This window comes from Enterobacter sp. DVT3837 (genome assembly GCF_056238685.1).
In genome coordinates this window covers 1,620,683-1,642,309 of the sequence record NZ_JBWDLA010000001.1, presented here as the reverse complement: position 1 = coordinate 1,642,309, position 21,627 = coordinate 1,620,683, and the positions used below count along the sequence as shown (strand labels likewise).

17 protein-coding genes are annotated in these 21,627 nt (G+C 55.2%); 10 read left to right on the top strand and 7 right to left on the bottom strand.

The features are described from left to right. Nucleotides 1-27: 27 nt before the first annotated feature. Nucleotides 28-348, bottom strand: coding sequence for a PTS fructose-like transporter subunit IIB (locus AC0XWG_RS08050; RefSeq protein WP_028018100.1), 321 nt, complete (start codon nucleotides 346-348; stop codon nucleotides 28-30). Between the two features lie 14 nt (nucleotides 349-362). Beyond that, nucleotides 363-1,442: a PTS fructose transporter subunit EIIC gene (locus tag AC0XWG_RS08045; RefSeq protein ID WP_128348445.1), complete on the bottom strand. Its 1,080-nt coding sequence runs from the start codon at nucleotides 1,440-1,442 to the stop codon at nucleotides 363-365. Nucleotides 1,443-1,748: 306 nt separating this feature from the next. On the opposite strand from AC0XWG_RS08045, the gene ptsP reads away from it, so the two are divergent. From ptsP to gldA, 3 genes are read left to right on the top strand one after another with little or no spacing between them, the layout of a single operon-like run. Further along, nucleotides 1,749-4,250, top strand: coding sequence for a phosphoenolpyruvate--protein phosphotransferase (gene ptsP / locus AC0XWG_RS08040; RefSeq protein WP_128348444.1), 2,502 nt, complete (start codon nucleotides 1,749-1,751; stop codon nucleotides 4,248-4,250). A 14-nt stretch (nucleotides 4,251-4,264) separates the two neighbouring features. Continuing rightward, nucleotides 4,265-4,927, top strand: coding sequence for a fructose-6-phosphate aldolase (gene fsa, locus AC0XWG_RS08035; RefSeq protein ID WP_128348443.1), 663 nt, complete (start codon nucleotides 4,265-4,267; stop codon nucleotides 4,925-4,927). 12 nt (nucleotides 4,928-4,939) lie between these two features. Next, nucleotides 4,940-6,043: a bifunctional L-1,2-propanediol dehydrogenase/glycerol dehydrogenase gene (gldA, locus tag AC0XWG_RS08030; protein WP_128348442.1), complete on the top strand. Its 1,104-nt coding sequence runs from the start codon at nucleotides 4,940-4,942 to the stop codon at nucleotides 6,041-6,043. A gap of 52 nt (nucleotides 6,044-6,095) precedes the next feature. On the opposite strand, the gene katG is transcribed toward gldA, so the two are convergent. The 4 genes from katG to metB all read right to left on the bottom strand — a co-directional run bounded on the left by katG (nucleotide 6,096) and on the right by metB (nucleotide 13,164). Continuing rightward, entirely contained in the window at nucleotides 6,096-8,267 is a 2,172-nt protein-coding gene (katG, locus tag AC0XWG_RS08025) for a catalase/peroxidase HPI (protein ID WP_108091199.1), read from the bottom strand. Between the two features lie 207 nt (nucleotides 8,268-8,474). Beyond that, nucleotides 8,475-9,365, bottom strand: a complete 891-nt coding sequence (gene metF / locus AC0XWG_RS08020; RefSeq protein ID WP_028018106.1) for a methylenetetrahydrofolate reductase — start codon at nucleotides 9,363-9,365, stop codon at nucleotides 8,475-8,477. A gap of 203 nt (nucleotides 9,366-9,568) precedes the next feature. Further along, nucleotides 9,569-12,001: a bifunctional aspartate kinase/homoserine dehydrogenase II gene (locus AC0XWG_RS08015; protein ID WP_475680521.1), complete on the bottom strand. Its 2,433-nt coding sequence runs from the start codon at nucleotides 11,999-12,001 to the stop codon at nucleotides 9,569-9,571. Nucleotides 12,002-12,003: 2 nt separating this feature from the next. Further along, nucleotides 12,004-13,164, bottom strand: coding sequence for a cystathionine gamma-synthase (gene metB, locus AC0XWG_RS08010; protein WP_049004901.1), 1,161 nt, complete (start codon nucleotides 13,162-13,164; stop codon nucleotides 12,004-12,006). Between the two features lie 276 nt (nucleotides 13,165-13,440). Between metB and metJ the strand changes: the two genes are divergently transcribed. After that, nucleotides 13,441-13,758: a met regulon transcriptional regulator MetJ gene (gene metJ, locus AC0XWG_RS08005; RefSeq protein WP_003862042.1), complete on the top strand. Its 318-nt coding sequence runs from the start codon at nucleotides 13,441-13,443 to the stop codon at nucleotides 13,756-13,758. Nucleotides 13,759-13,806: 48 nt separating this feature from the next. Here metJ and rpmE read toward each other — a convergent pair whose 3' ends face one another. Next, nucleotides 13,807-14,019: a 50S ribosomal protein L31 gene (rpmE, locus tag AC0XWG_RS08000; RefSeq protein ID WP_003862040.1), complete on the bottom strand. Its 213-nt coding sequence runs from the start codon at nucleotides 14,017-14,019 to the stop codon at nucleotides 13,807-13,809. A 200-nt stretch (nucleotides 14,020-14,219) separates the two neighbouring features. Between rpmE and priA the strand changes: the two genes are divergently transcribed. The 6 genes from priA (at nucleotide 14,220) to menA (ending at nucleotide 21,604) form a co-directional block, all read left to right on the top strand. After that, complete coding sequence (gene priA / locus AC0XWG_RS07995) at nucleotides 14,220-16,415, top strand: primosomal protein N' (protein WP_475680520.1); 2,196 nt, start codon at nucleotides 14,220-14,222, stop codon at nucleotides 16,413-16,415. A gap of 119 nt (nucleotides 16,416-16,534) precedes the next feature. Continuing rightward, complete coding sequence (cytR, locus tag AC0XWG_RS07990; protein ID WP_316943014.1) at nucleotides 16,535-17,560, top strand: DNA-binding transcriptional regulator CytR; 1,026 nt, start codon at nucleotides 16,535-16,537, stop codon at nucleotides 17,558-17,560. 93 nt (nucleotides 17,561-17,653) lie between these two features. Beyond that, nucleotides 17,654-18,646 carry a cell division protein FtsN gene (gene ftsN, locus AC0XWG_RS07985; RefSeq protein ID WP_475680519.1) on the top strand — a complete coding sequence of 331 codons (993 nt, stop codon included), beginning with the start codon at nucleotides 17,654-17,656 and terminating at the stop codon, nucleotides 18,644-18,646. A 94-nt stretch (nucleotides 18,647-18,740) separates the two neighbouring features. Further along, nucleotides 18,741-19,271, top strand: coding sequence for an ATP-dependent protease subunit HslV (hslV, locus tag AC0XWG_RS07980; RefSeq protein ID WP_014172194.1), 531 nt, complete (start codon nucleotides 18,741-18,743; stop codon nucleotides 19,269-19,271). A gap of 9 nt (nucleotides 19,272-19,280) precedes the next feature. Then, nucleotides 19,281-20,615, top strand: coding sequence for an HslU--HslV peptidase ATPase subunit (gene hslU, locus AC0XWG_RS07975; RefSeq protein WP_475680518.1), 1,335 nt, complete (start codon nucleotides 19,281-19,283; stop codon nucleotides 20,613-20,615). Nucleotides 20,616-20,677: 62 nt separating this feature from the next. After that, nucleotides 20,678-21,604 carry a 1,4-dihydroxy-2-naphthoate polyprenyltransferase gene (gene menA, locus AC0XWG_RS07970; protein WP_152546600.1) on the top strand — a complete coding sequence of 309 codons (927 nt, stop codon included), beginning with the start codon at nucleotides 20,678-20,680 and terminating at the stop codon, nucleotides 21,602-21,604. Nucleotides 21,605-21,627 lie beyond the last annotated feature (23 nt).

Genomic DNA, 21,627 nt, shown 5'->3' with positions numbered 1-21,627 from the left:
GAGCCCGCCCCGAAGGGCGGGAGAGCATCAGGCAGTTTGTGTCAGGTGGGCATCAATTTTGTTCATGATGGCGTCAGCACGCTTTACCGCGTCGCTAATGTTGACGCGCACGATGGTTTTCCCGCTAAAACGCTCTTCGAATTTAATGCCGATATCTTTAGTCAGGATCACCATATCCGCTGCGGCGATATCCTCAGCCGTCAGTTCGTTCTCAAGACCTATCGACCCCTGCGTTTCAACTTTCACTTCCCAGCCTTTGGCTTTAGCGGCACTTTCCAGTGCTTCGGCCGCCATATAGGTATGCGCAACACCTGACGGGCATGCCGTTACTGCGATAATTCGGGCCATGTTCTCTTCCTCATTCAGTTAATTTCGAAATCCAGATCCAGGTCGTCCTCTTTTTCTTCGACCTGTTTTGCATTCTTGCGGGCAATACTTTTCAGCACGTTAACGCTGATGGCGGTAATCACCGCACCCACGGCTACTGCCGCGATGTAGCCCAGTTTGCCCTCCACCACAGGGAGAACGATAAGCCCGCCCCATCCGGCATAACATTGTGCGCCCATCACGGCAGCCGTCACTGCACCGCACGCGGAGCCCAACATGATGGAAGGGATCACGCGCAGAGGATCGGCTGCAGCAAATGGAATCGCCCCTTCTGTGACCCCAACGCAGCCCATCACCAGTGCCGCTTTACCCGCTTCACGCTCTTCACCAGTAAAATTCTTGCGATTAATGAGCGTCGCCAGGCCTAACCCCAGCGGAGGCACACAGATACCCACCGCTGCGATTGCCACAACGGTGTAGACGCCCTGGGCAACACAAATCAACATAAAGGCATAGGCCACTTTGTTAATTGGCCCTCCCATATCGAAGGCAAGCATCAGCCCCATGATGACGGCCAGCACAACGATGCTGCCCTGCTGCATTCCTTGCAGCCACTGAGTTAACCCTGTGGTCAACGCCCCGACAGGCTCACCCAGGCCCCACATCATGATGCCCGCGGTAAGAAAAGTGCCGATGATAGGGATGATGAAGATAGGCATGACTGAGCGCAGCACTTTCGGAACCGGCAGTTTCTTCAGATACCAGACGACTATCCCACCGAGTATCCCGGCAATAATGGCGCCGAAGAAACCCGCACCGAAACTGTTACCAACCCAGGCCGCAATGGCGCAAGGTGCAAGCGCGGCACGTTCGGCAATGGAATAGCCAATATAGGCGGCGAGGAAGGGGACCATCAGCGTTAACCCGGCCACGCCGATATCGAACAGTTTTTTCAGGTTGGGATCGGTTGCTGCATCCGGTACCGCGCCTTTGCCGTACAACATGACTGAAACCGCCAGCAAAATTCCGCCTGCAACCACGAACGGAATCATGTGCGACACACCTGTCATCAGATGCTGCCGCGTGTTCTTGAGAATATGCACCAACTCTTTCATATGTCGCTCCTGGCCTAAAACCCTAAAGGTGTTGTGGCAAACAATAGGCAATCAGAAAGTCGGCGGACAGGAGACAAAAAGGCCATTTACTGGATTTTTGTAATGTTGAAATGAAAATGCGATCCGCCTCGACATTTCGCACAGACGGAAGGGTAAGACAAACCATCACAACCTGTGAGTCAAATCTCACTTTTCGAGTGATATTACATTTGTCCAGTTTTTGGCAGATTTGTCACATGGCGCGCGTCATCACCGCACTCGTATGCTGTTCCCCAATTAATGATGATTGGTTTGAGGAGTGTGTGTATGGCTCTGGTAGTGGAATTTACCTGTGAATTACCCAACGGGGTTCACGCGCGTCCGGCAAGTCATGTGGAAACGCTGTGCAATACGTTTAGCTCACAAATCGAATGGCACAACCTGCGCACTGGCCGTAAGGCCGATGCCAGAAGCGCACTGGCTCTTATTGGTACCGATACGCTGGCAGGTGATGCATGTCGCCTGGTGATTCAAGGGGAAGATGAGCAAAACGCCCATCAACAACTGGAACACTGGATCCGGGAAGAGTTCCCGCACTGTGATTCACCACTCGCAGAAACCATCACTACCGAGCTTGATCCATTACCAGAATCCCTCACGCGCCTTAACCCAACGCTGTTCCGCGCCATGCCTGTTTGCAGCGGTAGCGCCCAGGGTATTCTGACATTACTGACCTCGTTGGATCTCAATGCACTGACTGATTTACCCGATGCGAAAAATGTTGAAGAAGAGCAGTCTGCGCTGAATAACGGTCTCACCCTGCTGGTGAAAAACATTGAGTTGCGTGCGATGGACAGCGAGAGTACCGCCAGCGCCATTCTCGATGCGCATCGATCGCTGGCGACGGATACCTCACTGCGCCAGCATCTTCTTGCAGGCGTGAGCCAGGGACTGAGCTGCGCGCAAGCAACAATCGCTACTGCAAACCATTTCTGCGATGCGTTTTCTCGTTCCAGTAGCAGCTACCTGCAGGAGCGGGTACTGGACGTGCGCGATGTCTGCTATCAACTTTTACAACACATTTATGGAGAACAACGCTTCCCGGCGCCAGGCCAGTTGACGCAGCCGACCGTCTGCCTTGCAGACGACCTCACTCCCGGTCAGTTCCTGGAACTGGATAAAACATTACTCAAAGGGCTGCTGTTAAAGAGCGGCGGAACCACTTCGCACACCGTTATTCTTGCGCGCTCCTTCAATATTCCCACGCTGGTCGGCGTCGATAGCGAAGGTCTTCTTCAATGGCGCAACCAGCCTGTCTTCGTAGATGGCAATGCGGGCGTGGTTGTGGTCAATGCCAGTGATGCGGTGGTGCGCTACTATCAGCAGGAAGCACGAGTACAACAGGCGATCCGCGAGCAGCAACGCATCTGGCTTGATCGGGAAGCCAGAACATCAGATGGCCTGCGCATTGAGATTGCCGCGAACATCGCTCATGCAGTGGAAGCCGTGGCGGCATTTTGTAACGGTGCCGAAGGCGTTGGCCTGTTCCGCACCGAAATGCTGTATATGGATCGCACCAGCGCCCCCGGTGAAAACGAGCTGTACAACATTTTCTGCCAGGCACTTGAAAGTGCAAATGAGCGCAGCATTATCGTGCGTACTATGGATATCGGCGGCGATAAACCGGTGGAGTACCTGAACATACCGGCAGAAAACAACCCCTTCCTCGGCTACCGCGCAGTACGTATCTACGAAGAGTATGCAACGCTTTTCACCACCCAGCTTCGGGCGATCCTGCGCGCCTCTGCTCACGGCAACCTGAAGATCATGATCCCGATGATCTCCTCCATGGAAGAGATCCTGTGGGTTAAAGAGAAGCTTGCCGAAGCGAAGCAGCAGCTTCGTACTGAACATATTCCATTTGATGAAAAAATCCCGCTCGGCATCATGCTGGAAGTGCCCTCGGTGATGTTCATCATCGATCAATGCTGCGAAGAAATTGATTTCTTTAGTATCGGCAGCAATGACCTGACGCAGTATCTCCTGGCCGTCGACCGCGACAATGCCAAAGTCACGCGCCATTACAACAGCCTGAACCCGGCTTTCCTGCGCGCTCTGGATTACGCGGTACAGGCCGTCCATCGCCAGGGAAAATGGATTGGCCTGTGCGGTGAGCTGGGTGCAAAAGGTTCTGTGTTGCCATTGCTGGTAGGTTTGGGCCTGGACGAGCTCAGTATGGGGTCGCCTGCTATCCCGGCGACCAAAGCGCGCCTGGCCCAGCTTGATAGCCGCGCCTGCCGCCAGTTGTTGAACCAGGCCATGGCGTGTCGCACCTCGCTTGAAGTGGAACACCTGCTCGCCCAGTTCCGCATGAATCAGCAGGATACGCCGCTGGTGACGCCACGCTGCATTTCTCTGGATAACGACTGGAACAGCAAAGAAGAGGTCATGAAAGGCATGACCGATAACCTTTTGCTCGCTGGGCGTTGCCGCTATCCGCGCAAGCTGGAAGCCGATCTGTGGGCGCGCGAAGCCGTATTTTCTACCGGGCTGGGTTTTAGTTTTGCCATCCCACACAGCAAATCGGAGCACATTGAGCAATCCACCATCAGCGTTGCACGCCTGAAAGCCCCCGTCATGTGGGGAGATGAGGAAGCGCAATTCATCATCATGCTGACGCTGAACAAACACGCCGCAGGCGACCAGCACATGCGAATTTTCTCACGCCTGGCACGTCGCATCATGCATGAAGATTTCCGCAATGCGCTGGTGAACGCCAGCTCCGGGGAGGCTATTGCTTCTCTGCTGCAACACGAATTAGAACTTTAATACGAGGAAGAGTGATGGAACTGTATCTGGATACCGCCAATGTGGCGGAAGTCGAACGCCTTGCACGCATTTTTCCCATTGCGGGCGTGACCACTAACCCAAGCATTATCGCTGCCAGCCGTGAATCCATCTGGGACGTGCTGCCGCGCCTGCAAAAGGCCATCGGGCCGGACGGCACGCTGTTTGCCCAAACCATGAGCCGCGATGCAGAGGGCATGGTGGCGGAGGCTAAACGCATGAGTAATGTCATACCGGACATCGTGGTCAAAATTCCGGTGACGGCTCAGGGGCTTATCGCGATTCAGGCCCTGAAAAAAGAGGGCATTACCACGCTGGGTACCGCCGTATACAGCGCAGCACAGGGGTTACTCGCCGCACTGGCAGGAGCAAAGTATGTGGCCCCGTATGTCAACCGCGTTGACGCTCAAGGCGGTGACGGTATTCGCATGGTGCAAGAACTGCAATCCCTGCTTGAAATGCATGCGCCAGAGAGCAAGGTACTTGCCGCCAGCTTTAAAACTCCGCGACAGGCGCTGGACTGCCTGCTTGCCGGCTGTGAAGCAATCACGCTTCCTTTAGATGTAGCGCAACAAATGCTCGGCACCCCGGCGGTAGAGTCAGCAATAGAGAAGTTCGAGCAAGACTGGAAAAACGCGTTTGGTAACCTCAACCTCTAAGGGAGAACTGTTATGGACCGTATCATTCAATCGCCGGGGAAATACATCCAGGGCGCTAATGTGTTAACCCGTCTCGGCGACTATCTGAAGCCACTTGCACAGCGCTGGCTGGTGGTTGGCGATAAATTTGTGCTGGGCTTTGCTGAAGAGACTTTACGCAAGAGTTTTAAAAACGCAGAACTGCATGCTGAAATCGTGCCGTTTGGCGGCGAATGTTCGCAAAATGAAATCGATCGACTGAAAAAACTGGCAGACAGTGCCGACTGCATGGCGGTACTGGGTATCGGCGGCGGAAAAACGCTGGATACCGCCAAAGCGCTGGCACACTTTATGGACGTGCCGGTCGCCATTGCACCGACTATCGCCTCCACTGATGCGCCGTGCAGCGCGCTTTCCGTGATTTATACCGACAACGGCGAGTTCGATCGCTACCTGATGCTACCGCACAACCCGAACATGGTTATCGTCGACACCAATGTGGTTGCAGGAGCACCGCCGCGTCTGCTGGCTGCGGGGATTGGCGATGCACTGGCCACCTGGTTTGAAGCACGAGCCTGTTCCCGCAGTGGCGCAACCACCATGGCAGGAGGCAAATGTACGCAGGCTGCGTTAGCGCTCGCCGAGCTGTGCTACAACACGCTGATTGAAGAGGGTGAAAAAGCGATGCTGGCGGCGGAACAGCACGTCGTAACACCGGCGCTGGAACGCATCATTGAAGCCAATACGTATCTCAGCGGCGTCGGTTTTGAAAGCGGCGGGCTGGCTGCAGCACACGCCATTCACAACGGCATGACGGCAGTGCCGGACGCACATCACTTCTATCATGGTGAAAAAGTCGCATTCGGTACGCTGACGCAGCTGGTACTGGAAAACGCCCCGGTAGAAGAAATAGAGACCGTCGCGGCGCTTTGTCACAGCGTTGGTTTGCCCATCACGCTGGCACAGCTGAACATCAAAGAGGATATCCCGGCTAAAATGCGTCTGATTGCGGAAGCCTCCTGCGCGGAAGGCGAAACCATTCATAACATGCCGGGCGGCGTGTCGCCGGACCAGGTTTACGCGGCACTGTTGGTTGCCGATCAGTACGGACAGCGGTTCTTACAGGAGTGGGAATAGTCGCAGCCCACATGGTGTTAAAAAAATCCCCGCCGAAGCGGGGATTTTTTATTTACTGCAGGTCGAAACGATCCAAATCCATCACTTTCGCCCATGCTGCAACGAAGTCACGGACAAACTTCTCGCTGGCATCGCTGCTGGCATAAACTTCTGCCAGCGCGCGCAGGACGGCATTAGAGCCGAAGACCAGATCGGCACGGGTCGCGGTATATTTCACTTCACCGCTGGCGCGGTCGCTACCGGCAAACAGTTCGTTTGACTCATCGGTCGCTTTCCATTGGGTATTCATATCCAGCAGATTGACGAAGAAGTCATTACTCAGCACGCCCTCGCGGTCGGTGAACACGCCATTCTTGCTGCCATCGAAGTTAGCACCCAATGCACGCAAGCCACCCACCAGCACCGTCAGTTCAGGCGCGGTCAGCGTCAGCTGTTGGGCCTTATCAATCAGGAGTGATTCCGTGGTCGAGGCATTAACCTGGGCACGATAGTTGCGGAAGCCATCAGCAATCGGTTCGAGCAGGTTAAACATCTCGATATCCGTCTGATCCTGACGTGCATCCACACGGCCTGGTGTGAACGGTACAGTGACATATACGCCTGCCGCTTTCGCGGCTTGCTCCACGCCTACTACGCCCGCCAGCACGATAATATCTGCCAGGGAAGCTTTGTTAGTGGTGCGCTGAATAGCTTCCAGAGCAGGAAGTGCACGAACCGCTGCGGCGTTCACATCCCAGTCACGCTGAGGCGCCAGCGCCAGACGTGCGCCATTGGCACCGCCACGCTTATCGCCGCCGCGGAAGGTTGAAGCAGACGCCCAGGCAACAGAAACCAGCTCGCTTACGGAGAGACCTGATGCCGCAATTTCCGCTTTCAGACTTTCAATATCTTCCTTCGAAGGGTTGAACACCGACTGTGGCAGCGGATCCTGCCAAATCAGATCTTCTTTCGGCACTTCCGGACCAATGTACCGCGCTTTTGGCCCCATATCACGGTGGGTCAGTTTGAACCATGCACGTGCGAAAGCTTCGTTGAAAGCCTGCGGATCGTTCAGGAAACGACGGGAAATTTTTTCGAATTCCGGGTCAAAACGCAGCGTCAGGTCGGTGACCAGCATGGTTGGTTTGCGTTTTTTCGACGGGTCGAACGGATCAGGCATAATGTCCGGCGCATTTACGGCTTCAAACTGAATGGCACCGGCCGGGCTACGTGTCTGCACCCACTCATATTTGAACAGGTTCTCGAAGAAATAGTTGCTCCACTGGGTCGGGGTTTGTGACCAGATGACTTCCAGACCAGAGGTGATAGCATCTTCGCCAACGCCAGAGCCGTGCGTGCTATGCCAGCCAAGACCCTGCGCCTCAATCGGTGCGGCTTCCGGATCAGCACCTACATGGGTCGCTTCTCCTGCACCGTGGGTTTTACCGAGAGTATGCCCCCCTGCAATCAACGCGACGGTCTCTTCGTCATCCATACCCATGTTACCAAAGGTGGCGCGAATCGCCGCTGCCGCTGACAGCGGTTCGCCGCTGGCATTTGGCCCTTCCGGGTTAACGTAAATCAGGCCCATTTCGGTTGCGCCGAGTGGACGCTTCGCCAGCTCTTCCGGATCGCGGTGCTTCAGCCAGGTCGTTTCGTCGCCCCAGTTAACGTCCATATCCGGTTCCCAGACGTCTTCACGCCCGGCACCAAAACCAAAGGTGCGGAAACCCGAGTTTTCCAGCGCCACGTTACCCGCGAGGATAAACAGGTCAGCCCAGGAGATTTTTTGCCCGTATTTTTGCTTAATTGGCCACAGCAGGCGGCGTGCTTTATCCAGGCTGACGTTATCAGGCCAGGAGTTCAGCGGCGCAAAGCGCTGTTGACCGCGTCCTGCACCACCGCGCCCATCAACGGAGCGATAGGTGCCTGCACCGTGCCAGGCCATACGAATAAACAGACCTGCATAGCTGCCCCAGTCGGCTGGCCACCACGGTTGAGAGTCGGTTAAAAGTGCTTTGAGGTCGCCTTTAAGCGCAGAGTAATCAAGTTTGCTGAATTCTTTGCGGTAGTCGAAGTCTTCACCCAGAGGGTTCGAACGGTTGGAATGTTGGTTAAGAAGGTCGACACGGAGTTGTTTTGGCCACCAGTCACGGCTGCTGGTACCTGCCCCCGCGCTCTGATCGTGACCGCCCTGATGGAACGGGCATTTGCCGACTTTATTGGTATCGTCTGACGTGCTCATCGCTATGCTCCCTTTTACAGTGTTACCGTTACGATATACGCCCTTATTGATAAGGTACAGTTGGGATAACCCACAGATTCGATAGTTAATTCCGTTTAATTACACTTTGAAAATTTGTGACTTTTGTACGTCTTTGGCAGAATTACCGATATGACAGGAAAATAAAACCCTTATAAATCAAAAAACCCTCCGAAGAGGGCTTTTTAGTTACACGCCTGGTCTAACACCGAGCGTGTGGCATATGGCGTAACTCATCTCCGCACGGTTCAGCGTGTAGAAGTGGAAATCCTTCACCCCTTCACGACTTAAAATCTTCACCATGTCCATCGCGATATTTGCGCCCACCAGCTTGCGTGTTTCCGGGTCATCGTCCAGCCCTTCGTACATTTTAGACATCCAAAGCGGAATGCGCACATTCGTCATGTCAGCAAATTTCTTCGCCTGTTTGAAGTTAGAGACCGGCAGAATACCTGGGATGATTTCAACGTCGATGCCTGCGGAAACACAACGGTCACGGAAGCGCAGGTAGCTTTCCACATCAAAGAAGAACTGGGTAATCGCGCGGTTTGCACCGGCTTCCACTTTACGCTTCAGGTTAAGCAGATCGGCCTGGGCGCTTTTCGCTTCCGGGTGAACTTCAGGATAAGCGGCAACGGAGATATCAAAATCGGCCACGTCTTTCAGCAGCGCGACCAGGTCGGCAGCATACATTTCCGGCTTACCGCTACCCGGCGGCAGGTCACCGCGCAGGGCAACAATATGACGAATGCCGTTGTTCCAGTAATCCTGAGCGATAGCACGCAGTTCATCACGGGTTGCGTCAATACAGGTAAGGTGCGGAGCCGCTTCCAGACCGGTACGATCTTTAATGCCTTTAATGATGCTGTGCGTACGGTCACGCTCGCCGGAGTTTGCACCGTAGGTTACGGAGACAAACTTCGGTTTCAGGCTGCTCAGGCGATCGATAGAGCTCCACAGGGTTTGCTCCATTTCACTGGTGCGCGGCGGGAAAAATTCAAAAGAGACGTTAATCTGGCCGTTTACTTCGGCCAGGCTCTGATTCAGGGCTTCCCGCTGGTTGGCGTGAAAAAAGCTCATACCGTACCTCTATCAATCGCGTGTCGTTGTGTGTTGTTTTGTGAACTTCTATACGTTTAGACGTCCAGATGTAAAAATGACGGAAAAGCGGGGGGACGTCAACAGAAATAATCAACAATAACGGTGAGGTTTGCTCAGGGAATATGAGGAAAATTCATGATGAGGGTAATTCCCTCTCCCGGAGAGAGAGGGAAATTCAGGCGTTACAGTAACTTAGCCAGGCGGTTGATGTCGGACTGGATCGCGCCGGCGGTCACATCGCGCCCCGCCCCCGGACCGCGGATCACCAGTGGGTTATCACGATACCAGCGGCTTTCGATCGCGAAGACGTTATCGCACGGCAAAAGTGCTGCCAGCGGATGTTCAGGACGCACCGCCTCAACACCCACACGCGCTTTTCCGTTGGCCTCAAAACGCGCCACATAGCGCAGTACCAGCCCCATCTCGTTCGCCGCTTCCAGACGCTGTACCATCTGCTCGTTAAGCTCTTCGCCATTTTCAAAGAAATGGTCTATAGAACCTTCTTCACAGCCAGCAGTCACCAGTGATTCGACGCGCACGGAATCCGGTTCGATGTCGTAACCGGCTTCACGCGCGAGGATCACCAGCTTACGCATTACATCTTTACCGGAGAGGTCAACGCGCGGATCGGGCTCGGTTAAGCCCTGCTGCCACGCCTGATCCACCAGGTCGGTGAACGGTACGGTGCCGTCAAACTGCAGGAACAACCAGGAGAGCGTGCCGGAGAAGATACCGCTCAGCGCCAGAATACTGTCGCCGCTTTCAATCAGATCACGCACGGTGTGGTTAACCGGCAGGCCCGCGCCCACGGTGGCGTTATAGAGCCAGTGACGCCCTGTTTTTTCAAACGCGTCGTGGATCTGACGGTATTTATCGGTACTGCTTGCCCCCGCCAGCTTATTGGCGCTAATGACGTGGAACCCATGGCTGGCGAAATCAAGATACTGATCGGCCAGTTGTTCGCTGGCGGTGACGTCCAGCACTACCAGATCGTCATACGGGTGCGCACGCATCCACAGGAACAGCGACTCTTCATCCTGCTCGACGGCTTCATCATTAAAGAAAGCAAGCGCACGGCTGGCGTCCAGCCCTTCGTAGTTCAGCAGGCTGCGGCGGCTGTCCACCACGCCAGCGAGAATAAATTCAAACCCGGTACGTGCAGAGAGAGTGACCTGTTCGCGGGCAAACAGCTCCAGCCAGCGGGAACCGATGTTGCCTTTACCGAACAGCACCAGGCCAATGCGTTTTTCTGCGCGGAACAGAGAGGTATGCAGACCCTGAATCAGGCTATCGGTAGGCCCTTTACGCAGCACGGCGACCAGGCTGATGCCCTCTTCGGACTGCCAGGTAAACTCAACCGGCTGTCCCTTCAGTTGCTGCCAGAAACGGTGGCAGTGCAGAGGGTTACGGGTGACACCCGCCCCCACCATCGCCACCAGCGCCAGCCCCTGACGCAGGCGAAGCTCGCCCGGCAGGCCCGCTTCATCCAGAATTTTCAGCGCGCTGTCCGCCACTTCTGCGGTATAGCAGAACTGCAGCAGCTGGCGGTCGTTATGCACGCCAACGGCCAGCGGACGCACCTGAGCACGCTTTAACACCAGGTCGATGTCCTTATGTGCCATTTTGAAATCCTGTCCTGCCGGAACCTGGAACTCAATCAGACAGATGTCGTCGTGGCTGGTAACAATACGCGCTCCGGTACCGGAAGCCAGCACGCGCTCAATGCGCGTGGAGCCCTGATCCGGGGTGTAACTGCAGCGCAGCTGCAGGTCAATATCGCTGCCGGAGACTGGCTGCAGCGTGCGCGCGTGCAGTACCGGTGCCGCCAGACGTGCCAGTTCGCTGGCTTCGTCGAGACGCAGCAGCGGCAGTAAACAGGCATCTTTCACTTTGCGCGGGTCGGCGCTGTAAACACCAGCCACATCACTCCAGATGGTGACGCGGGACACGCCCGCCAGAGCACCGATTTGCGTTGCAGAGTAGTCGGAGCCGTTACGCCCCAGCAGCACCGTTTCGCCCGCATTGCTGCGGCTGATAAAGCCGGTGACGACAATGCGTTTACCTGGATGTTGCACCAGCAGCTGTTGCAGTAACGGGTAAGACAATCCTTCGTCGACCTGCGGCTGTGCAGCACGCTCAGCGCGCAGGAAATCGCGCGCGTCGAGCCAGGCGGCTTCAACACCAAGATGTTGCAATACGGCAGCCATCAGACGCGCAGACCACACTTCCCCGTGGCCGACCACTTCGGCATACACCGCTTCGGTAATGCCGCTGTCCAGCAGGGCAGCAAGACGCTCAAGGTCATGGGTGAAGGCACTGATCAACCCGTCCGCTACGTCTGCAGGCAGCAGGCCGGCAATCAGCTCGCTCTGATAACGACGTAAGGACTGTTGCACCTGATGCGCAGAAAGGCGATCGGTCTGGCTCAATTTCAGCCAGCTAATCAACTGGTTGGTGGTGCTGCCCGCCGCGGAGACAACCATCATGTCCCCCGGCTGCGAATACTCTGTCATGATCCCTGCGACACGCAGATAACATTTCACATCAGCAAGACTACTACCACCAAACTTGTGCAGCTGACGACCCTTCGCCCCTGCCTGCGCTATCACACTCATGATTACCCCTTGGCTGCGACCCGGAAGCCATTTTCCAGATCGGCAATTAAATCTTCAGAATCTTCAATACCGGTTGAGATTCGCAGCAGCGTCTCGGAAATACCGGCGGCGGCACGTGCTTCAGGTGCCATACCTGCGTGCGTCATGGTCGCGGCGTGGGAGATTAAGCTTTCAACCCCACCTAAGGATTCCGCCAGCGTAAACAATGACAGCCCGCTCAGGAAGCGACGCAGCGTTTGCTCGTCACCGTCCAGTTCAAAACTTAACATCGCGCCAAATCCCTTCTGCTGGCGCGCGGCGATCTCGTGCCCCTGGTTTTCCGGCAGCGACGGGTGATAGAGCTTCTTCACCAGCGGCTGCGTTTTCAGGAAATCGACAATCGCCTGAGCATTGCGCTGCGCCACTTCCATGCGCGGCGACAGCGTACGAATGCCACGTAACAGCAAGTAGCTGTCGAAGGCACCCGCGGTGACGCCAATGTTATTGGCCCACCATGCCAGTTCCGTGACAACCTCGGGATCTTTTGCAATCACCACACCCGCGACCACGTCAGAATGGCCGTTCAGATATTTAGTGCATGAATGCAATACCAGATCAGCACCCAATGCTAATGGGTTCTGAAGGGCCGGACTGAGGAATGTATTATCCACTACACTTATCGCTCCCGCATCCCTTGCGAGCTGACAAATTTTCGCAATGTCGACAACGCGCAACAATGGGTTGCTTGGACTTTCCACCAGTACCAGCTTCGGTTTCTCTGCCAGCGCCTGTTTCAGCGCCTGTTCGTCGTTTTGATCGACAAACAGCACGCGATAACAGCCGCGCTTTGCCAGACTATCAAACAGACGATAGCTGCCGCCGTAGCAGTCGTGCGGCGCAACCAGCAGATCACCCGGTTTCAGGAACACCGTTGTCACCAGGTGAATGGCGGACATACCGGTATTGGTTAATACTGCACCTGCGCCACCTTCCAGCTCAGCCAGCGCGCGCTGGGTCACATCACGCGTAGGGTTGCCACGACGCGAGTAATCATGCGCGCGGGGTTCATTAAATCCGGTGAAATTATAGGTACTGGAAAGATGAATCGGCGGGACAACGCAGCCGTACTGCTCGTCATCATTTAATCCGCTACGCACTGCAATAGTGGCCTGTTTACGCGTCATGGTGAAGGCTTCCTGGCGAATGAGGTGAAAAGTCAGGCACCAGAGTAAACATTGAATGTATGGACGTCAATACATCTGGACATCTAAACTTCTTTGCGTATAGATTGAGCAATGCGCAAATAGCCGTTAAAATTATATGCTTTAGTGCACGCTGCAGCGGCAATATCCGTGCCACGGTATCGTCTCTACGGTAAACTAGGCAAGATTACGGTTCAAAACCCAGAGTTACAGGTTTTGCACCCTTAGATAAATGACTGAGAGGATTAAAGGTATCTCATGGCTGAATGGAGCGGCGAATATATCAGCCCATACGCTGAGCACGGTAAGAAGAGTGAGCAAGTAAAGAAAATTACGGTTTCCATTCCTCTGAAGGTGTTGAAGATCCTCACCGATGAACGTACGCGTCGTCAGGTGAACAACCTGCGCCACGCAACCAACAGCGAACTGTTGTGCGAAGCGTTTCTGCATGCGTTTACCGGTCAACCGTTGCCGAACGATGACGATCTGCGCAAAGAGCGTAGCGACGAAATCCCGGAAGAGGCGAAGGTGATCATGCGTGAACTGGGTATTGACCCGGAGACGTGGGAATACTGAAAAGCGGATACAAAAAAGGCACCTTGCGGTGCCTTTTTTTCGGGAAACTTATTTAGCGCCCGGGATGCTGAAACGCTTGTTGAAGCGGTCAACACGGCCACCGGTTGCAACATCACGCTGCTTACCAGTGTAGAACGGGTGGCATTTGCCGCACACGTCCAGGTTCAGATCGTGACCCACGGTAGAGCGGATCTGGATAGAGTTACCGCAAGAACAGTTTGCAGTAATCATTTCGTATTTCGGGTGAATATCTTTTTTCATGGGAGAACCTCAGTTAAGGCCGCGTCGCTCTTCCAGCCCTAACGCCAGACACCACGCGATGTTGATTGTAAGTTCTTTGGCGTAAAGTACACCAAAGGCGGCGAATCATACAGAATTTGACCAACGTATGCAAACTGATCCGCACGCCGCTTTTACTAATGTGTATACTAACGCGCCACTTTTCAAGTCAGGAAGATTAGATGCCCGTCGCTCACGTTGCCCTGCCCGTTCCGCTTTCCCGCACCTTTGACTATCTGCTGCCTGACAGCATGAGCGCCAAAGCGGGCTGTCGCGTGACCGTGCCCTTTGGCAAGCAGCAGCGCGTGGGGATTGTGGTTTCGGTCAGCGATAAGAGCGAGTTACCGCTTAATGAACTGAAATCGGTTGTTGAGGTGCTGGACAGTGAGCCGGTTTACTCCAGCAGCACCTGGCGACTTCTGCTGTGGGCGGCGGATTACTACCACCATCCCATCGGCGACGTCCTGTTCCACGCCCTGCCCATTATGCTGCGTCAGGGTAAGAGCGCCAGCCATGCGCCGATGTGGTACTGGTTTGCCACCGAAGAAGGTCAGGCTGTCGACATCAACAGCCTCAAACGCTCGCAGAAACAGCAGCAGGCGCTGGCGGCGCTGCGCCAGGGGAAAATCTGGCGTCATCAGGTCGACGAACTTGAGATCAGCGAAACGGCGCTACAGGCCCTGAGAAAGAAAGGGCTGAGTGAACTGGGCAGCGAAGCGCCTGCGCTTTACGACTGGCGAGAGAGTTTCTCCGTTTCAGGTGATCGCCTGCGTCTGAATACCGAGCAGGCCACCGCCGTCGGCGCGATCCATAGCGCCTCCGATCATTTCTCTGCCTGGCTGCTGGCGGGAGTTACCGGTTCCGGCAAGACCGAAGTCTACCTGAGCGTGCTGGAAAACGTGCTCGCACAGGGCAAACAGGCGCTGGTGATGGTGCCGGAAATTGGCCTGACGCCGCAAACCATCGCCCGATTCCGCGAGCGCTTTAACGCGCCGGTTGAGGTGCTGCACTCCGGCCTGAACGACAGCGAGCGCCTCAACGCCTGGCTGAAAGCGAAAAACGGTGAAGCGGCGATTGTGATCGGCACCCGCTCGTCGCTGTTTACGCCGTTTAAAAATCTTGGCGTTATCGTGATCGACGAAGAGCACGACAGCTCCTATAAACAGCAGGAAGGCTGGCGCTATCACGCCCGCGATCTGGCGGTCTATCGCGCGCACAGCGAGCAAATTCCTATTATTCTCGGCTCCGCCACGCCGGCGCTCGAAACGCTGCACAACGTGCGCCAGCGTAAATACCATATGCTGCGCCTGACGCGTCGCGCGGGAAATGCGCGCCCGGCCATTCAGCACGTACTGGATCTGAAAGGACAGCAGGTTCAGGCGGGGTTAGCACCCGCGCTTATCACCCGGATGCGCCAGCATTTGCAGGCCGGGAACCAGGTCATTCTGTTTCTCAACCGGCGCGGATTTGCGCCAGCCCTGCTGTGCCACGACTGCGGCTGGATTGCCGAGTGCCCGCGCTGCGATCATTACTACACCTTCCATCAGGCCCAGCGTCATTTGCGCTGCCACCACTGCGACAGTCAGCGCCCTGTTCCGCGCCAGTGTCCATCGTGTGGTTCAACGCACATTGTGCCGGTGGGTCTGGGGACTGAACAGCTGGAACAAGCTCTTGCGCCCTTCTTCCCTGACGTCCCCCTGTCCCGCATCGACCGGGACACCACCAGCCGCAAAGGCGCGCTGGAACAACAACTGGCGGAAGTGCATCGTGGCGGTGCCCGCATTTTGATTGGCACCCAGATGCTGGCGAAAGGACACCATTTCCCGGATGTAACGCTGGTTGCCCTGCTGGATGTCGACGGCGCACTCTTCTCAGCAGACTTCCGTTCCGCGGAACGTTTTGCCCAGCTTTATACCCAGGTCGCCGGTCGTGCCGGACGCGCGGGCAAACAGGGCGAAGTGGTTCTGCAAACGCACCACCCTGAACACCCGTTACTCCAGACCCTGCTACACAAAGGCTACGATGCTTTTGCTGAACAGGCGCTGGCAGAACGCCAGACCCTGCAGCTGCCGCCGTGGACCAGCCACGTGATCATTCGTGCAGAAGATCATAACAACCAGCAGGCCCCACTTTTCCTGCAGCAGCTGAGAAACCTCCTGCAGGCCAGTCCACTGGTGGATAACCAGCTGTGGATTTTGGGCCCGGTTCCGGCACTGGCACCAAAGCGCGGCGGACGTTTTCGCTGGCAAATTTTGCTCCAGCACCCTTCGAGAATTCGTCTCCAGCATATCGTCAGCGGCGCGCTGGTACTGATTAACACCCTTCCGGAAGCGCGAAAAGTGAAGTGGGTGCTGGACGTCGATCCCATCGAAGGCTGAAGACGGATCGAAAAATTTAACGTTCCTCACACTTTTTATGAAAATTCTGTAACCGATTCCATTAACTATCTGTAAAAATGGTGATGTCAGAAGTTCGGTGTTCAGGCGAGGAGAAGACGTTGAAGTCCAGCAAAGAGGTTGCACCGGCGACCATGAAAGACGTTGCCCAGAAAGCACAGGTCTCTACGGCAACAGTATCCCGCGCATTAATGAATCCGGATAAAGTCTCCCAGGCGACCCGTAACCGGGTTGAGCAGGCTGCGCTGGAAGTGGGCTATTTTCCACAGGCGATGGGCCGTAACGTCAAACGCAATGAGTCGCGCACCATCCTGGTGATTGTGCCGGACATCTGCGATCCCTTTTTCAGCGAGATTATCCGCGGTATTGAAGTGACCGCGGCTGAACAGGGTTATCTGGTACTGATTGGCGACTGCGCGCACCAGAACCAGCAGGAAAAAACCTTTATCGACCTCATTATCACCAAGCAGATCGACGGTATGTTGCTGCTTGGCTCTCGCTTGCCGTTTGATGCCAGCATTGAAGAGCAGCGTAATTTACCGCCGATGGTCATGGCCAACGAGTTTGCGCCAGAGCTGGAGCTGCCGACGGTCCATATCGATAACCTCACCGCCGCATTCAACGCCGTCAACTATCTCCAGGAACTGGGGCATAAACGTATTGGCTGCATTGCCGGGCCGGAAGAGATGCCACTGTGCCACTACCGTCTGCAGGGTTACGTTCAGGCGCTGCGCCGTACCGGCGTCACTGTCGATCCGCACTATATTGCTCGTGGTGACTTCACCTTCGCTGCGGGTGGACAGGCGCTGGAAAAACTTCTGGACCTGCCTGAGCCACCAACCGCCGTTTTCTGTCACAGCGACGTAATGGCGTTGGGCGCATTGTCGTATGCCAAACGTCGTGGCCTGCGGATACCGAAAGATTTATCGATCATCGGATTCGATAATATTTCGCTTTCAGAATTTTGCGATCCGCCGCTCTCAACGGTCGCTCAGCCGCGTTATCAAATTGGCCGCGAAGCGATGCTTCTTCTGCTGGATCAGCTTCACGGTCAAACAGTTAGCAGCGGCTCGCGGTTGCTGGACTGCGAACTGATTGTTCGTGGTTCTACCCAGGCATTGACTTAAAGTAAACGTCTTTCGGACACCCTTATCTGGTCAAAGCCCCGCCGCTTAAGTAACATGGCGGACTGACGAACGAATAAATACAGCGAAACGATAGTGGCACAACGAGATTATGTACGTCGCGGCCAGCCGGCACCTTCGCGACGCAAAAAGAGTAGCTCAAGGAAAAAGCAGAGTAACCTGCCTGCTGTCTCGCCAGCAATGGTCGCTATTGCTGCGGCTGTAGTCGTCGCCTTTATTGGTGGACTGTACTTTATTACGCACCATAAAAAAGAAGAGTCTGAGGCGCTTCAGGCCAGCAAAGTGGCCGGAAACGGTCTTCCTCCGAAGCCTGAAGAACGCTGGCGCTATATCAAAGAGCTGGAAAGTCGTCAGCCTGGCGTACGTGCGCCAACCGAGCCTTCCGCAGGCGGAGAAGTGCAGAATGCCAATCAGTTGACGGATGAACAGCGTCAGTTGTTGGCACAAATGCAGGCTGATATGCGCCAGCAACCCACGCAGTTGAATGAAGTCCCGTGGAATGAACAGACTCCGGCACAGCGTCAGCAAACGTTACAGCGACGTCAGGCGCAACAACAAATTCAGCAACAGCAACAACAGTGGGCGCAAACCCAGCCGGTACAGCAGCCGAAAGCACAGCCGCGGGTAACGGAACAACCTTACCAGCAGCAGACGCGTACGGTGCAGTCCCAGCCGGTTCAACAACAGCCGAAGGTTCAGCCACAGAAGCAGACGGCTCAGCCATATCAGGATCTCTTGCAGACGCCAGCGCATACCACCGCTCAGCAGCCGAAAACGCAGCAGGCAGCGCCGATCACTAAAGAGACCGATGCACCGAAGCAGACAGCGGAGAAGAAAGATGAGCGCCGCTGGATGGTTCAGTGCGGTTCGTTTAAAGGTGCAGAGCAGGCGGAAACGGTGCGCGCACAACTGGCCTTTGAAGGGTTTGATTCACGGATTACCACCAACAATGGCTGGAATCGCGTGGTGATTGGCCCGGTTAAAGGCAAAGAAAATGCTGATGGCACCATTTCACGTTTGAAAGTCGCCGGTCACACAAACTGTATTCGACTCGCATCCGGGGGTTGAAACCCCCAATTTCCCCCCCATCTATCATTCTATTCAGCCCTGAGCACAGGCTCAGGGCTTCTGTTTCCCGATTCTGTAACCAGGGGGTCTGCTCGTGACAACAATAGTAAGTGTACGCCGTAACGGCCATGTGGTAATCGCCGGTGATGGCCAGGCCACGCTGGGTAATACCGTCATGAAAGGCAACGTGAAGAAAGTACGTCGTCTCTATAACGACAAAGTGATCGCCGGTTTTGCTGGCGGCACCGCTGATGCCTTCACGCTGTTTGAACTTTTTGAACGCAAACTGGAAATGCACCAGGGTCATCTGGTGAAAGCCGCTGTTGAGCTGGCGAAAGACTGGCGTACCGACCGCATGCTGCGCAAGCTCGAAGCGCTGCTGGCCGTAGCCGACGAAACCGCGTCTCTGATTATCACCGGTAACGGTGACGTCATTCAGCCGGAAAACGACCTGATTGCCATCGGCTCTGGCGGCCCTTATGCCCAGGCTGCAGCCCGCGCGCTGTTGGAAAATACCGACATGAACGCGCGAGATATCGCGGTGAAGGCGTTGGATATTGCAGGTGATATCTGCATTTATACCAACCACAACCACACCATCGAAGAATTACCGTCTAAAGCGTAAGGATCTCCCATGTCTGAAATGACCCCACGCGAAATTGTTAGCGAACTGAACAAACATATTATCGGCCAGGATAACGCCAAGCGCTCCGTGGCGATCGCCCTGCGTAACCGCTGGCGTCGTATGCAGCTTGACGAAGAGCTGCGCCATGAAGTGACGCCGAAAAACATTCTGATGATCGGCCCGACCGGCGTCGGTAAAACCGAGATCGCCCGTCGTCTGGCGAAGCTGGCTAACGCACCGTTCATCAAAGTTGAAGCCACCAAGTTCACCGAAGTGGGTTATGTCGGTAAAGAAGTGGATTCTATCATCCGCGATCTGACCGATTCTGCTATCAAAATGGTGCGCGTTCAGGCGATTGAGAAAAACCGCTACCGCGCGGAAGAGATGGCCGAAGAGCGCATTCTCGACGTGTTGATCCCACCGGCAAAAAACAACTGGGGCCAGGCTGAACAACAGTCTGAACCTTCAGCCGCACGTCAGGCGTTCCGCAAAAAACTGCGTGAAGGCCAGCTGGATGATAAAGAGATTGAGATCGATCTCGCGGCCGCACCGATGGGCGTGGAAATCATGGCCCCTCCAGGTATGGAGGAGATGACCAGCCAGCTGCAGTCCATGTTCCAGAACCTGGGCGGCCAGAAGCAGAAAGCGCGTAAGCTGAAAATCAAGGACGCGATGAAGCTGCTTATCGAAGAAGAAGCGGCAAAACTTGTGAACCCGGAAGAGCTGAAACAGGATGCTATCGACGCGGTTGAGCAGCACGGTATCGTGTTTATCGACGAAATCGATAAAATCTGTAAACGTGGCGGCAACAGCTCCGGCCCGGATGTGTCCCGTGAAGGCGTTCAGCGCGACCTGCTGCCGCTGGTTGAAGGCTGCACCGTTTCCACTAAGCACGGCATGGTAAAAACGGACCACATTCTGTTTATCGCCTCCGGTGCATTCCAGGTTGCCAGCCCGTCTGACCTGATCCCGGAACTGCAGGGTCGTCTGCCCATCCGCGTTGAGCTGCAGGCGCTGACCACTGAAGATTTCGAGCGTATCCTGACCGAGCCAAATGCCTCTGCTACCGTACAGTACAAAGCGCTGATGGCGACCGAAGGTGTGAACCTCGAGTTCACCCATGACGGTATCAAACGTATCGCCCAGGCCGCATGGCAGGTGAACGAAACCACCGAGAACATCGGTGCGCGTCGTCTCCATACCGTGCTGGAACGCCTGGTGGAAGATATCTCTTATGATGCGAGCGACCTTAACGGTCAAACCATCACCATTGACGCAGAATATGTGAGTAAACATCTGGATGCGTTAGTGGCAGATGAAGATCTGAGCCGTTTTATCCTATAATCGCGGTTACTGGATTCTCATCACGTTTAATGGGGGCTAATGCCCCCATTTTTATTGGCTAAATAACTATGACTGATATCAGCCGTACTCAGGCGTGGCTCGAAAGTCTGCGCCCTAAAACACTTCCTCTGGCCTTTGCTGCGATTGTCGTCGGTACGGCTCTTGCCTGGTGGCAAGGTTATTTTGACCCGCTGGTCGCGGCACTGGCATTGATTACCGCCGGTCTGCTGCAAATTCTCTCCAATCTCGCCAACGATTACGGTGACGCGGTAAAAGGCAGCGATAAACCTGACCGTATCGGGCCACTGCGCGGGATGCAGAAAGGGGTGATTACTCAGGCGCAGATGAAACGCGCATTGATTATCACCGTGGTGCTGATTTGTTTATCGGGTCTGGCACTGGTGACGGTGGCGTCTAAAACCACCAGCGATTTTATTGGCTTCCTGGTGTTAGGTTTATTGGCCATCGTCGCGGCCATCACCTACACCGTCGGCACGCGTCCTTATGGTTATATTGGTCTGGGTGATATTTCCGTGCTGGTGTTCTTCGGCTGGTTGAGCGTGATGGGAAGCTGGTACTTACAGGCGCATACCCTTATCCCTGCGTTGTTCCTGCCTGCAACCGCCTGCGGACTGCTGGCAACGGCGGTGCTCAACATCAACAACCTGCGCGATATCGACAGCGATCGTGAGAACGGTAAGAACACGCTGGCGGTACGTCTGGGTCCGGTTAACGCGCGCCGCTACCACGCCTGCCTGCTGATGGGTGCGCTGGTCTGCCTGGCACTGTTTAACCTGATCTCGCTGCACAGCGTATGGGGCTGGCTGTTTGTACTTGCCGCACCGCTGCTGATTAAGCAGGCGCGATTTGTCATGCGCGAACTGAGCCCTACAGCCATGCCACCAATGCTGGAACGCACGGTAAAAGGCGCGCTTCTGACTAACCTGTTGTTCGTCATCGGGATTGTTTTAAGCCAGACGCTTCGTTAGCTGACAAATATCAATTAACAATT

Excerpts from the sequence above, each read along its gene's own strand:
- AC0XWG_RS08050 (WP_028018100.1), bottom strand. The coding sequence starts at position 348 with ATGGCCCGAATTATCGCAGTAACGGCATGCCCGTCAGGTGTTGCGCAT.
- AC0XWG_RS08045 (WP_128348445.1), bottom strand. The coding sequence starts at position 1,442 with ATGAAAGAGTTGGTGCATATTCTCAAGAACACGCGGCAGCATCTGATG.
- ptsP (WP_128348444.1), top strand. The coding sequence starts at position 1,749 with ATGGCTCTGGTAGTGGAATTTACCTGTGAATTACCCAACGGGGTTCAC.
- fsa (WP_128348443.1), top strand. The coding sequence starts at position 4,265 with ATGGAACTGTATCTGGATACCGCCAATGTGGCGGAAGTCGAACGCCTT.
- gldA (WP_128348442.1), top strand. The coding sequence starts at position 4,940 with ATGGACCGTATCATTCAATCGCCGGGGAAATACATCCAGGGCGCTAAT.
- katG (WP_108091199.1), bottom strand. The coding sequence starts at position 8,267 with ATGAGCACGTCAGACGATACCAATAAAGTCGGCAAATGCCCGTTCCAT.
- metF (WP_028018106.1), bottom strand. The coding sequence starts at position 9,365 with ATGAGCTTTTTTCACGCCAACCAGCGGGAAGCCCTGAATCAGAGCCTG.
- AC0XWG_RS08015 (WP_475680521.1), bottom strand. The coding sequence starts at position 12,001 with ATGAGTGTGATAGCGCAGGCAGGGGCGAAGGGTCGTCAGCTGCACAAG.
- metB (WP_049004901.1), bottom strand. The coding sequence starts at position 13,164 with ATGACGCGTAAACAGGCCACTATTGCAGTGCGTAGCGGATTAAATGAT.
- metJ (WP_003862042.1), top strand. The coding sequence starts at position 13,441 with ATGGCTGAATGGAGCGGCGAATATATCAGCCCATACGCTGAGCACGGT.
- rpmE (WP_003862040.1), bottom strand. The coding sequence starts at position 14,019 with ATGAAAAAAGATATTCACCCGAAATACGAAATGATTACTGCAAACTGT.
- priA (WP_475680520.1), top strand. The coding sequence starts at position 14,220 with ATGCCCGTCGCTCACGTTGCCCTGCCCGTTCCGCTTTCCCGCACCTTT.
- hslU (WP_475680518.1), top strand. The coding sequence starts at position 19,281 with ATGTCTGAAATGACCCCACGCGAAATTGTTAGCGAACTGAACAAACAT.